9 protein-coding genes are annotated in these 12,682 nt (G+C 69.0%); 5 read left to right on the forward strand and 4 right to left on the reverse strand.

The features are described from left to right. The first annotated feature begins 6 nt into the window (after nucleotides 1-6). Nucleotides 7-1,464 (forward strand): hypothetical protein, encoded by a 1,458-nt coding sequence (locus ACIP4O_RS18085; protein ID WP_401575469.1) that lies wholly within the window; start codon nucleotides 7-9, stop codon nucleotides 1,462-1,464. A 394-nt stretch (nucleotides 1,465-1,858) separates the two neighbouring features. On the opposite strand, the gene ACIP4O_RS18090 is transcribed toward ACIP4O_RS18085, so the two are convergent. Then, complete coding sequence (locus ACIP4O_RS18090; protein ID WP_401575470.1) at nucleotides 1,859-3,226, reverse strand: FAD-dependent oxidoreductase; 1,368 nt, start codon at nucleotides 3,224-3,226, stop codon at nucleotides 1,859-1,861. Between the two features lie 552 nt (nucleotides 3,227-3,778). On the opposite strand from ACIP4O_RS18090, the gene ACIP4O_RS18095 reads away from it, so the two are divergent. Further along, on the forward strand, nucleotides 3,779-3,997 hold the full coding sequence (locus tag ACIP4O_RS18095) for a hypothetical protein (protein ID WP_401575471.1): 219 nt from the start codon (nucleotides 3,779-3,781) through the stop codon (nucleotides 3,995-3,997). Nucleotides 3,998-4,328: 331 nt separating this feature from the next. Here the strand turns inward: ACIP4O_RS18095 and ACIP4O_RS18100 are convergent, their stop codons facing one another. The 3 genes from ACIP4O_RS18100 to ACIP4O_RS18110 all read right to left on the reverse strand — a co-directional run bounded on the left by ACIP4O_RS18100 (nucleotide 4,329) and on the right by ACIP4O_RS18110 (nucleotide 8,080). Then, nucleotides 4,329-5,174: a DeoR/GlpR family DNA-binding transcription regulator gene (locus ACIP4O_RS18100; RefSeq protein WP_401575472.1), complete on the reverse strand. Its 846-nt coding sequence runs from the start codon at nucleotides 5,172-5,174 to the stop codon at nucleotides 4,329-4,331. 135 nt (nucleotides 5,175-5,309) lie between these two features. Further along, complete coding sequence (locus ACIP4O_RS18105; protein ID WP_401575473.1) at nucleotides 5,310-6,668, reverse strand: gluconate:H+ symporter; 1,359 nt, start codon at nucleotides 6,666-6,668, stop codon at nucleotides 5,310-5,312. After that, nucleotides 6,665-8,080: a homoserine dehydrogenase gene (locus tag ACIP4O_RS18110; RefSeq protein WP_401575474.1), complete on the reverse strand. Its 1,416-nt coding sequence runs from the start codon at nucleotides 8,078-8,080 to the stop codon at nucleotides 6,665-6,667. Before ACIP4O_RS18110 ends, ACIP4O_RS18105 begins: the two co-directional genes overlap by 4 nt. Before the next feature lie 266 nt (nucleotides 8,081-8,346). On the opposite strand from ACIP4O_RS18110, the gene otnK reads away from it, so the two are divergent. From otnK to ACIP4O_RS18125, 3 genes are all read left to right on the forward strand, one after another. After that, nucleotides 8,347-9,699 (forward strand): 3-oxo-tetronate kinase, encoded by a 1,353-nt coding sequence (gene otnK / locus ACIP4O_RS18115; protein WP_401575476.1) that lies wholly within the window; start codon nucleotides 8,347-8,349, stop codon nucleotides 9,697-9,699. Next, complete coding sequence (locus ACIP4O_RS18120) at nucleotides 9,696-10,334, forward strand: class II aldolase/adducin family protein (protein ID WP_401575478.1); 639 nt, start codon at nucleotides 9,696-9,698, stop codon at nucleotides 10,332-10,334. The genes otnK and ACIP4O_RS18120 overlap by 4 nt, the downstream gene beginning before the upstream one ends. Before the next feature lie 645 nt (nucleotides 10,335-10,979). After that, nucleotides 10,980-11,171: a hypothetical protein gene (locus ACIP4O_RS18125; RefSeq protein ID WP_401575480.1), complete on the forward strand. Its 192-nt coding sequence runs from the start codon at nucleotides 10,980-10,982 to the stop codon at nucleotides 11,169-11,171. Nucleotides 11,172-12,682: the final 1,511 nt, after the last annotated feature.

A 12,682-nucleotide genomic window follows, 5' to 3' on the forward strand; every position in this document is an offset into this window, starting at 1 on the left:
GCAGGTATGGCGGATGAGACAGCGGTCATGCAGCAACTGTGGCCGCGTGTGTTGGAAGCGACAAAAAGACGGCGGCGCTTCACCTGGATGCTATTGAGCCAGAACGTGACGGCGTTCAGCTTCGACGGTGCCGTACTGACGCTGGCCTGGCTGAATCAGGGCGCGATGGACAACTTCGAGGCGCTGCGGATCGCTTCTGCCCCAGGTTCCGTCAGCCTGCTGGAGGAGGCGATCGAAGAGGTCCTCGGCCGCCGAGCTGCCGTTGAATCGGTTCTCGGCACGACACCCCCAGAGCCCCCACTTCCCATCACACCGTCAAGCTCGGCAACGCCGACGCACCTGTCTGCCACCACTCCCCACTCGCCCTCTCCGCGGGCCGCCGTGGCAGCCTCCGGCTTGCACCGTGCACTGGGACAAACAGCGTTTTTGATGCATGCACGAGGAGAGGACCAGACCACGGCCTTGCTGACGGAGGTGGAAGACGTGGAATTGGCGTGCGGCAGCCGGTTCGCGGAGCGGGCGGACGCCCTCCTCATCGTCCCGCCCTCTCTCGTGCCCCGGTTCACCGACGAGATCCTCGCGGCCATCGAGCCGGTCTTCGTCTACGTAGCGGGGCGCCACGGCCTGCAGGTCAAGGGGGTGCGTGCAGCCGCCGCGCTCCCCGAGGTTGGCGAGAACTGGCGACACACCCTGCAAACGAAGCTCGCCGAGGAGATGGCGCCCCAGCAAACACCCCAGAGGCCACCCACGGTGGCTTCCTCCGAGCCTGACCGGGAGAAGGCATTCGAGGTGCGGGAATCAAGTTGCAGCCGGCACGGCAAGACCACAGGCCGTCGATGCCGCCGCCCGGCCGCCGAATGGCCTGCCTACGATGACCTGCCGTCGCCCGTGGCCGCGTGTTTCACCCATCTCACCCCTCAGGAATGGAAAGCCTGCCAGCAGGCACGCGACCGCGCCAACGCGGAGTCCGCCGCCCGCGCGAAGGCGCGACTCGCCGCCCTGGATGCCAGCGGCATCGACCTGAAACCCCGTGCCTTCACGCCGCGCCCGTGCATCGGCCAGTGCCTCTCGCGGGAACAGGCAGGGGGAGGCGACTCCGACGGTGCCTCGATGTCGTGTACGAATTGCGACAGCTGGGTGTGTGTGAGCTGCGGGAAAGCGGAGGTGGAACACATCCTGGAGTTCTGCGACTCCTGCTTGGCGATTGAGGAGCTGTTTGACCCCGAGCCCGAATGGGAGGGGCAGTACGACGGCGAAGCGGACACCGGTCCAAACCCCCGTGCTCGGCTGACGGTCCTGGTCAACGACCTGGTCAAAGCGACAGAAACCACACACCGGGAAGTGAACGCACGCCTCAACCGAAGGATCGGGGTGTCCAGCAGGGCCGGTGCCGACGAACAGGTCATTCGCCGTGCGGCAGGCGCCGCCCGCGCCTGGCTCGACGAACTCCGTTCGTCCAACTGACCGGAGCTTCCGGCGCGTCGGCCCGGCCTGCCACCGACCACACCTGTGTGGCATCCAGTGCGAGCGGTTCGTCTCCGACCCCCCACGGCAGACGGACCGGCTGCTCCGGTTGCCTCTGCCACGCCTACGCACATGCCGCCACATGCCCACGGAGGCCAGCGCAAGAGCGACAGGCATCTTCCGAGCGGTGGCTCGTTTCCTCCGTACCGCCACCCACCCGCAACCTGTCCGGCCCCGGAGCTGCCCAGGGGAAGGCGCGCGGCTGCCGGGGGCGGAGGGCTCGGGTTGATCCGCCGGGCGCCCCGAGGCCTCCTCGACGGAGACAGGCCCTCGCTTCCGAACCGGGAAACCCGTGCCGCGCGGGCCCGGGCTACGAGCTGTATCCCCCCTACGGTCACGCCCCCTTCGTGGCCTTCGGGGCGTGCCTGAGGACACGGAGCACATTGGCGGGACGAAGGAGCCGCCCAGGGGGCTCGATGAGGTTGGCGACGCGCAGGAATGTCGCTGCCAGAACGGGATCGACCGACGCCGCGGCACGGTATCGCTCCAAGTATCTGTTGACCAGCTTGTCGCCCGGCGCGCGCTTGCCCTCCACCTGCGGGAACCGCAGGTCTCCACCGGTGGCCAACGCCCACGGAGCGTCGACAAGCTTCGCGGCGGCGCGGAAGAAGCGGTCGGGGAGCCGGTCGTGCCCCTCCGCCAGGAGGCGGCGCAGCAGCACTCCTTCCATGGCCGCGACGGTCATGCCCTGCCCGTAGGCGGGATTGAAGCTGCACAGCGCGTCGCCCACGACGACCAGGCCTTCCGGATGGCGGTCGAGTTTCTCGTAGTGCTTGCGCACGCTGGCGGGAAACCGCATCTTGGCCGGTTCGTCCAGGGGCGTCGCGGACTCGATGACGGCGGCGACCTCGGGGCTGGCCAGCGATTGTGCGTACTCGAGCATGCCGACGTCGTCCGTCGGGGGCTCCTCGCCGAACATGCCGGCCAGCAGCAGCGCGTAGCGGTTGTTCTCCTCAGGCATGACCACGCCCATCCTCGGCAGCGCCGGGGAAGGGACGACCGACAGGCCCAGCCGCCGTCCGCCCAGGAGCTCGGGGCGCTTCGCGTAGTGGCGCGTGACGTACACGAGGTCGATGCGCACGGTGGACTCAGGGGGTTCCGGGTAGCCCATGCTCTTGAGCGACATACCGGCACGTGATGCTCGGCCGGAGGCGTCGACCACGAGATCCGCGGCCAGTACCGTCTCCTCCGCACCGGCACGACGCTCGGTGACCCGGACCCCGGAGACCCGGCCCGGCTCGGTCATCTCAAGGCCGGCCATCTCGACGCCGTCCGTGATCTTGACACCGGGCAGGCCTGCCACGCGGCTTCTCAGCACACCCTCGATCAGTGGCCGGCTGGCCCCGTATCCGGGAATGTCGGACGGCGCCGTACGCAGCCGGAAACCGTCCAGATACCAGTGATGGTCCACCTGACCGTCCCCCAGCGCGCCGCCGGCCGCGACCAGCTCGTCCTGAAACCCCGAGAACAGCTCCTCCAGCGCCGACGCGCCTCCACCGAGCAGCCCGTGCACCTGCTTGCTCTGCGGCACACCCCGCCTCGGGCCGGGTTCAGCGGGGAGCGCGTCCCGGTCGATCACGGTGACTCGGGCGAACGAGTCCGCCACGGCCCGCGCGGCCACGAGCCCCGCGATACCCGCCCCGATGACGACGGCATGCCCGTGCGAAGGAGCGAAAGCCCCTCCTGCGCTCTGATCGTTCACAACACGCACCTTGCCTGGCGACACATCCGTCGCCCTTGTACGGGCGACGAGGCGGAGCTCAGTCCCCTCGCACACCCTGGTTCTCCTGTAGACACATGTCTCCGCGCGGATGACGGATGAGCTTCGGAGCGTGCCTCGCTGGCATTCCCACAGGGAAGAGTCAACTGCGCGCAAATTAAGTGCTATTGCCAGGCAGGAGACTGTCATCGCGTGTGGATTCGACCAGGGTAGCGGAGATGCTTGCCCGGCTGGCCGGCAGGTGTGAAGCTCGGAATGTGAGCCCCCACACATATGTGTGTCAAGATTCTCAAGCGTGCCCAACGGCTTCCCTGGACGCCTCGCACACATGTGACTTTCCTGTGGCGCGTATGACCCATATTCAGGGTGCGCGAACAGGCACATGACGATCGGGAAGGCGTCCTGCGCAGGCGGCGGCCCGGCGCGCAAGGCTGCTGGTGGCCACAAGGTGGCCACCAGCAGCGGCCGACACACCCTCTCCCCGTTCGCAGCGCCGAGGAAGTCGCAGTGCGGTACAGGCCAGGCGAAACCCTCGTGGCGACCGCCACTGCCGAGCGTCTCGCCACCTGCGGCAGCGTCCTGGTCGTGGTGCCGACTACGGCTCTGCTGACCCGGACCATCCAGCGCTGGCGCCAGGAAGGACGTGCCAGAGTGGCCCTCGGTATCTCCTCCCTGAAACAGCGACACAGCGTGATCAGTGAAGGCGCGCTGCGCGGATACATCGCTGTCGAAGACGACAGGAGAGCGACATGAGGCCCACCGACGGCCGTGTCACCTCTTGGCACAGCCGACCAGGCGTGACAGGCTCCTCTGCCAATCGCTTACGGCCTTTCGGCGAAGGAGGCCGCGCTCCCGCCGGGCGCCTGGCGGTGCTCATCGAGGGGAGAGAGCGCACGCCGCGACGAGGGCGACACCCCGAGGGCTGCGGTCCGGAGACAATGAGGGCTGCGGCGTCCTCGTGTTTGAGCTAGCGCAGGAACCTGCCCTCGGGAACACGGGTGCGGACCGTCGTTCCCGATGCTCCTCGCAGTGGGCTTCAGTCTCTACGACTTTCCGGGTCGTGGTGTGCGCGGCATCGCCGCTACTACCGGTCGGCGACCTTGCAGGGAAAGTTGGCCGACGCCTGCGGGAGCGTCTCCTCCGACCGGGCCAGCAGCAGTTCGGTACCGCCGGCCCGGATGCCCTCCGCCGCGGCCTCTGCCAGCACCTCGTCGGTGATGACCACGTCGAAGGAGGTCAGGGGGGCGACACGGTACTTGCCGAAGGTGCCGTACTTCGAGGAGCCCGCCACGAGGACGGAGCTTCCCGAACACTCCATGGCCGCCTTCTTGACCTCGACCTTCAGCTCGGAGGGGGTGGTCACGCCCCGCAGCCGGTCCCAGGAGCTGGTGCTGATGAAGGCCAGATCGAGGGCGAGCTGGCGCAGAGTGTGAGCGGCGAGGAGGCCGACGCTGGAGCGATTGGCGGGTTCGACCCTGCCTCCGACGTGGATGACGTCGATGTGAGGGGAGGCCATGAGGAGGTCGGCGGTGGTGAAGTCGTTGGTGACCACCGTGAGCGACTCGTGGCGTGCGAGAAGCGGCACCATGGCCGACAGGGTGGTGCCGGCGTCCAGGTAAAGGGTCATCCCGTCCTGGACGAGTTCCGCGGCGCGGGCCGCCATGGCCTGTTTCTGCGGTTGCTCGACGGCGGTTTTCGTCTGGTAACTGGGCTCGGTCTGTACCGGACTGGCGATGCGGACCCCGCCGGGGACGGAGAAGACGAGCCCCTGGCGTTCCAGCTCCGCGATGTCGCGGCGGACCGTCATGTGGGAGACGCCAAAGAGCTGGGTGATCTGCTGGACGCTGAGTACACCCTCCCGCCGTAGGTGCCGCACCAGGAGTTCGCGCCGTTGATCGGGGATCAGGGACGGGGCTGCCTCTTCGGCCATGGTGTTCTTTCCTCCTGTCGGCCGGACCCGGCCGGTGCGGGTCCTGAACGATTGTGCCGCCTCGTCCGGGCTGCCGTGCCCGGACGAGGCGGCGTGGGTCTCGCGGGGAGAGGAGGAGGCCCGTCCCGGGCCTCCTCAGCCGCTCACGAAGGTACTCAGGAGCAGTACTCCGCCCAGGCTCAGCAGCGACTGGAACGAGAGCATGAGGGTCCAGGTGCGGAACGTCTGCGGCACGGTCAGCTGGAAGTACTCCTTGAAGAGCCAGAATCCGGAGTCGTTGACGTGGGACAGCATCACGGCGCCGGAGGCGGTGGCGAGGACCAGCAGTTCCGGAGAGAGCCCCGGGTAGGCGCCGATGAGCGGAGCGACGATCCCGGTGGCCGCCGCGACGGCGACCGTGGCGGAGCCCAGGCAGACGCGCAGCAGCGCGGCGACGAGCCAGGCCAGTACCAGAGGCGGGATGGACCAGTGGACCGCGTAGTCGGAGATGAGCTTGTCGATCCCCGTGGCGGTGAGCATGGCCTTGAGGCCGCCGCCGGCTCCGAGGATGAGCACGATCCCGCCGACCGGTCCCAGCCCCTTGCCCGCCATCTTCTGGAGCTGGCCAAGGCCGAAGCCGGAGCGCAGGCCCAGCGCGAAGAACGCGAAGATCACAGCGACCAGCAGGGAGATCACCGAGGAGTCGCACGCCTCGAAGAGCGCGTAAGGGGCGGTGCCCTTGGCCGTGTTGGAGGTCCCCACGGTGCCGATGAGCATGAGGACCGGCGGCAGCAGCACGGTGATCAGCGCCAGCGGGAACGAGGCCGGCCGGCGGCGGTTCTCCGGCGCCGGATCGGGCTCCGGTACCGGACCCCGGTCCAGGTCGGGGGCGGGGCCGAACCAGCGGCTGGCGACTTTGGTCAGCAGGGGACCGCTGAGGACGGCGATCGGGATGCCGATGATCAGGCCGTACATGATCGTCAGACCGGTGCTCGCGTGGTACGCGGAGACGGCGAGGGTGGGGGAGGGGTGCGGGGGCAGCAGCCCGTGCGAGATGTACAGCCCGGCCGCCATGGGCAGCCCGACGTACAGCAGGTGGGTCTTGGTGCGCTTGGCGACCGCGTACACCAGCGGTACGAGCATGACGAAGCTGACGTCGAACAGGTGCGGCATCCCGATCAGCAGGGCCGCCGCGGTGATCGCTGTGGGCACCCACTTGACGGGGCGGGAGCCGATGAAGGCGGTGGCGATGCGGTCGGCACCGCCGGAACCGAGGAGGATGCCGCCGAGAATGGTGCCGAGCCCGATGGTGGGGCCGGTGCTCTTGAGCGCGTCCCCGAAGCCGTCCTGGAAGTGCCCGACCGTGTCGGCGGGGCCGATGCCGGCCGCGAGCCCGAGGCCCAGCGCGGAGAGCATCAGCGCGATGAAGGGGTGCAGCTTCGCCTTAGTGATCAGCAGGATGAGGACGACGACAGCGGCCGCGCCGAGGAAGAGGTGTTGCAGGTCCGTGCTCATGGCAGTGTCACCGTCGTCGTCGTGTCGGTGTGCGTGGACCGGGTGGCCAGGCCCTCGGTCCAGGCGGTGAGGAGCTCCCTCTCGGGGTTCGCGAGATCCGCGACGCCGATCAGCTCACCGGCCCGCACGTCCCTCGCGAGGGTGGTGTGGGCGGCGAGGTACAGAGGCGCGACACCGGCGGGCGCGTCCTCGTCCCGCAGCAGGACCGCCTGCACCCCGGTCACGTCGTGGTGGTGGCCGCCCATGTCCAGGACGGTGCCGGCGGGCAGGTCGCGCCGCGCACGCCCGGCGAGGACGGCGTGGGCGCGGGGGGCGGTGCCACCGGAGGGACGGTGGTGCAGGACGGCCGAGAGGAGGGAGACGGGGGTCTCGACACCCATGAGGTGGTACGGCAGGTAGATCGCCGCGTACCGGCCGTCACGGCTGAGCACGTGGCCCTTGCCCCGCAGGGTCTCCCAGGTGCCGGGGTCGGTCGTACGCACCACCACGAACACGCCGCCGGCGAAGGATGCCTCGCCGGGCAGCCGCAGCGCCCGGAAGACGTCGACGGCACCGGTCCTGTGCAGGACCCCGCCGTCCTCGCGGAGCGCGTAGATGTCAGCCAGCTCGGCGATCCGGGCCACGGGGTAGTGCAGCAGCTCCGTATCGGGACGGAAACCGGTGTTGGTGGCGACGACCGCCATCTCGCAGTAGTCGGCGGTGGCACCGACCGGCAGCGCGGACACGGCCTCGGCCCGTGCGGCCAGCGTGGCGGGTACGTCCGCGCCCAGTTCCAACAGGCCGTTCAGCCCGGGAGCGGGCACGGTCGTGTCGAGCTGGGTGACGGTCCCCGCGGAGGGGTCGAGGACGAGGTCGTACTCGCTCGACTTGCCGACGGCCACGATGTCGAGGCCCAGCAGCTGGGCCCAGGTGATCAGGCCGATCAGGTTGGCCGGCTGGTCGCCGTCCGCCGTTGTGTAGACGACGTCGTTCTCCTGGGCCAGATCCGCCAGCTGGAGCCCCGCGACGGAGTCGACCTCCTTGCTGACCATCGCCACGTGGCGCTTCGAGGCCAGGGCCGCGCGCGCCATGGCGTAGCCGTGCACCGGACTGCCGGTCGCCTCCACCAAAATGTCCCACTCGCCCGCGCCCAGCAGCGCACCGTCCGCGACGAGGGCGATGGCGCCTTCGCGGCCCGCGACCGCGACCTCGTCCTCGTCCGCGCACACCCGCAGCGCGTCCCGCTGGTAACCCAGATCGATCAGCATGTCCTTCAGCCGCGCCACCTCCCGGTCGCACAGCACGGCGGGGGCCAAGCGGTCGACACGAAGGGTCTGGGACAGCAGGGTCCTCGCGAAGCCGCCACCGGCGCCGGACAGTGCGTAGCGCACTGTCCGGTCGCTGCCTTCGGCGAACAGATGGCGCAGGTTCATAGGGATTCTCCTCAGTGTTCGCGCTCGTACACGGCGTAGTTGGCGCGTAGCGCGATGGCTCTGCCCCCTGTGGCCGCTGGGCACGTCCGCCCCGTGAGCGGGGCGCGTGCGGGCGACACAGACGAGCTGATTAACAACATGTATCAGGAGATCCCATATACGTAAAGACTGGTAACATAATTTCACATCAAGCTGTTCAGGTGTGCTCCCCCGATGGAAGGGGCGGCCCGGAACAGGTCACGCCCGCCAACGCAAGGAGCGCCCCGATGCCGACCCTCGGAGCCATCGCCGACGACTTCACCGGAGCGACGGACCTCGCCACCACGCTGGTGGCGCGCGGCTTCCGAACGGTGGTGACGGTCGGTCCCGCGCCTCTCGTCCCACCCCTTGCGGGCGGCGGCAAAGGCGAGCAGGACGCGGTCGGTCGCGCGGTGCTCGACGCGGACGCCGTGGTGGTCGCCCTCAAATCGCGTTCGGCCCCCGTGGAGGAGGCCGTAGACGACTCGCTGGCCGCACTGGAGGGCTTGCGGGCCGCCGGGTGCACACGCTTCTACTTCAAATACTGCTCCACCTTCGACTCGACCCCGCAGGGAAACATCGGCCCTGTGACGGACGCCCTGCTCGATACCCTCGGGGCAACGGGGCCCACCGTCGTCGTCCCGTCCTTCCCCGCCACGGGGCGCACCGTGACGGACGGGCTTCTGTACGTTCAGGACGAACTGCTCGAGCTCAGCCCGATGCGGCACCACCCGCTCACCCCCATGCGGGACTCCGACCTGGTCCGGCTCCTGAGCCCGCAGACCCGCCGCCCCGTCGCCCTGGTCGGACTCGGGAAGGTCCAGGAGGGTGCGGCAGCCCTGCGGGACGCCTTGAACGTGCCGGAGCTGACCGGGGCGCTCGTCGTGGTCGACGCCGTCACCGAGGAGGACCTGGGCACGATCGCCGCGGCGACGGCGGACCACCCCCTGGTCACCGGTGCCGCCGGACTCGCCGTAGGACTCCGTGGCCCCCGCGCCACCGCCACGGCGGCTCCGGACCCGGACGCGGCGAGAGCCCCGGCCGCCTCCCGGCCCGGCGACCCGGCCCTCATCCTCTCCGGGAGCGCGAGCGCGGCGACCCGGGCGCAGGTGGCGCACGCCCGCCATGCCGGGCTGCCGTCCCGCAAGCTGGACCTGGGAGCGCTGCGCGTGGACTTCGAGGCGGCCGTGGAGGATCTCGTCGCCTTCGCCCAGTCCTGCTGGGAGGAATCCACCGACCGGCCACCACTCCTCTACGCGGTCGCCGACCCGGCCGACTTGGAGACGGGGGACGGCGACGCGGGGCCCGGCGGCGTTCCCGCCTCGGCCCTGGTGGAGAAAGCGCTCGCCGCCTGCGCGAAACGTCTCGTCGTCGCGGGGGCGCGCAGGGTCCTGGTGGCCGGCGGCGAGACCTCGGGCGCGGTGGTGACCGCTCTATCGGTGCGCACCCTGGCGATCGGGGCGCCGATCGCCCCCGGCGTCACCTGGGCGAGCGCGCGGAGCAGCGTGGACGGCCGGGAACACGAGGTGGACCTGGCCCTGAAGTCAGGCAACTTCGGCAGCACCGACATCTTCACGGAAGCATGGAGCTCCCTCGCATGACCTCCCAGCGCACCGCACTCGCGGCAGCCGGCGCCCACCTCGCGGCGCTCGGGCTGAGCCCGGGCTCCTCCGGCAACCTCAGCGTCCGAGAAGGGGACCGCGTCTACATCACGCCCACAGGGACCGACCTCTCACGCATCAACCCCGACGCTCTCAGCATCCTCGATCTGGACGGCGCTCCCGTGTCCGGCCCGCGCCCGTCCAAGGAATTCCCGCTCCACACGGCCTTCTACCAGCGGAACGCGGAGGCGCGGGCCGTGGTGCACCTCCACTCCCGGAAGGCGACCGGGGCCTCCTGCCTGGAACCCTGGTCGGACAAGAGCGCCCTGCCGCCCCTGACCCCCTACTTCGTGATGCGCGTGGGCCAGACACCACTGCTGCCCTACGCGCCTCCCGGGGATCGCGAGCAGGCCGAGCGGATGCGCGCACTGCCCTTCCCCTTCCGCGCCGCACTCCTCCAGAACCACGGCCCCGTCGTGACGGGCACCAGCGTGCAGGCAGCCGTCGAGACGGTCGTGGAACTGGAGGAGACAGCCGCGCTCCTCCTCTCCCTGGGCACGCGCACCCCGCGGTTGCTGACGGCCGAGGAGGCCCGGGTGCTGGCCCACCGGTACGAGTCCCCCTGGGGGGACTGAGCAGACCTCGTCCGGGCCGGGTGCCCCCTCGCCCCTGCTCCGGGCGGCCGTTGTGACGGACCGATGATCTTCAGAGGGTCTGGTTGCTCCGTTTGGCGTCCCGCCTTCGAGGCGGGACTCGGGATGTGTGGAGCGGCTGCGTCCGGGTCCGATGGGCGTGGCTTGGCAGGATGCCCACTTTGGGTTGTGCGGGTGGTTGGCCTGCGGTCCTGTCATCGCGTAGGAATGACCTTGATTTTCTTGTAGGTGCAGTGAAGCACCCGTCGGCAACTGCGCCGTCGGGGCTACAGTCCCGCCTCCGCCGTTGAGTTGAGACTTCGAACATCTCCCTCAGCGACGCGAGTGTCTCGTGCGCCGCGGCCCCACCACCGTCACCCGATCGGTGGCCCTTCTAGAGCGCTCCATGAACGAGATGCGAGCCCGGACGACGCGTAATCCAACGAGGCCGTGGCGCACCTCGGCTTCACCGCCTGGCCCGCGCGCGGTCGGCGCGCCCGCCTGAGTCAGGGCTGCACTCCGGTCGTCGAAACCGCGCGAGTACAGGTTAGGATGCGCGCCACGAGCTCGTCGTACGGACGGGGGAGGGGGACTGCGGTGCTGGGGGGCAGGAAGAACGAGGGGCGGCTCCCGAGGATCCCGCGGAGCGTGGATCCACGGCGAGCCCGTGCGCTGCCCGTTCCGGCCGAGGCGCAGGCCGACGCGCGCATGTTCATGCTGGGGGGCGACACCATCCGGGCAGTCAAGGTGATCGTGGACGCGACGGGCTACGACCTACGCCAGGCCCGGGACATCGTGTACGCGCTGGTCTACGACATAGAGGTACCGGGGGAGAGCTAAGCCAGGGCGCCACGCACGCAAATTCGGCTGCGCCCCACAGCCTGCTCCCCGAGCCCCCGAGCACTGATCGGCAGCACTCACCGCAAGCGCTACGGCCAGTGACACCGACCCCGGATGCGCGAGCAGGGCCTGGCCCCAGCCGGAGCAGCGGCGCAGCCTGTAGCTGTCGGGTAGAGACTGGGTCGCGCAAAGGGCTGGGGGCGCCTGCTGGCGACCGGTCGACCACCGTCCCCGCGATTCCCTCGTCCTCGCCGGTGCTCCGGGCAACCGCTCAGCTGCCGGGCCCACACGAGCGGTATAGCCGCCCGAGCATGCATGGAGAAGATCCTGGGACCGGCGGTCTACCACTCGCTGCGCCAGCGAATGCGACGTACGGCATTCCACATTCCACCTGAACCGCCCCTTGGTCTCTCTCGCGATCGGTTTGTTGAAGGCCACGCAAAGGCCCCGCTGCCGCGTCACCAAGCCCATCATCACCAACGCGGACGTCTTCCCCGTCTCGGCTCCGGTCACCAGCGCGAAGTCCTGGCCGCCGCGAACGCCTCCCGTACCGCCTTCTGTTCAGCCGTCGCCCTTCAAGGCCACACCACACGCTCTTTCCACCTGCATCGCGAGTCATTTCCGCCTCCGGCCCTAACTCCGGCTGTAAGCAATCAGAATGACAGTGCCTGCTGATACTGGGTCGCTCTACATGAGACATGTGCGCGAAACCTCGAAGAAGCGACCGATGCCGATGCCGGCCAGAAGTGGCCCCACACGCCGCCGATCCCGCACCGGCAAGCTAGGACTCAGCAATAGAGCAATCAACCCCCTCACCGCAGCGGTTAGTTCGCGCCCTCACAGTGCGGCATGGGACTAGAGCCACTTCCTTAGCGGCCACGCCCCAGCGTTCCGCTTGTTGCTGCCGTGTCAGGCGCGATGGTCAACAGCGTTGACCTGACGGGGTACCAGTCACCTACTCTCGGTGCGGGCTGTGGCCGGTCAAGTCCGCCCTAGCAAGGAGAAATCAGCGTCCGAACGCGTGAAGGGAATCTGATCTACCGCACCGCCGGGAACCGCCAGGCAGGGAATCGAGTCTGCGAACACCTCAAGCCGCGTTGTGGGTTTATCACCGGGCTTTCCTGCTATGGCGCCTGACCAACCAGTACGATGATAAAGAATCACCTTAATTTCCCTAAATCATGCCTGCAAAACCGAAACGAAAACCAAATTTCGAGAAAATGGGAAATCCCGGTTCCGTAATTCTATGTATGCATGGAATTCCCTTCAGCCGAAGGCCGAAGACAGCGCACCCCCAAAAATAAAATTGACGGCTGCCAGCCACCTCAACTCACCCTGTAGCTGGCGTAGTTGGGCGCAGCGCGGAGCGCTAAGCCCAGGGCCGGAGCGCGGAGCGCGCCGGCCCTGGCCCCGGGCGGAGCGCGGGGCCAGAGGCGACGGAGTCGCCGATTTGCCGCGCGGAGCGCGGCCCGCCGCGTAGCGGCGGCGCGTCGTGTCTGCGGAGCAGACCG

The sequence above is a fragment of the Streptomyces sp. NPDC088923 genome (genome assembly GCF_044749745.1).
In the GTDB taxonomy this organism is placed as follows: domain Bacteria; phylum Actinomycetota; class Actinomycetes; order Streptomycetales; family Streptomycetaceae; genus Streptomyces.

Coding starts and splice junctions, on each gene's coding strand:
- ACIP4O_RS18085 (WP_401575469.1), top strand. CDS start 7: ATGGCGGATGAGACAGCGGTCATGCAGCAACTGTGGCCGCGTGTGTTG.
- ACIP4O_RS18100 (WP_401575472.1), bottom strand. CDS start 5,174: ATGGCCGAAGAGGCAGCCCCGTCCCTGATCCCCGATCAACGGCGCGAA.
- ACIP4O_RS18105 (WP_401575473.1), bottom strand. CDS start 6,668: ATGAGCACGGACCTGCAACACCTCTTCCTCGGCGCGGCCGCTGTCGTC.
- ACIP4O_RS18110 (WP_401575474.1), bottom strand. CDS start 8,080: ATGAACCTGCGCCATCTGTTCGCCGAAGGCAGCGACCGGACAGTGCGC.
- otnK (WP_401575476.1), top strand. CDS start 8,347: ATGCCGACCCTCGGAGCCATCGCCGACGACTTCACCGGAGCGACGGAC.
- ACIP4O_RS18120 (WP_401575478.1), top strand. CDS start 9,696: ATGACCTCCCAGCGCACCGCACTCGCGGCAGCCGGCGCCCACCTCGCG.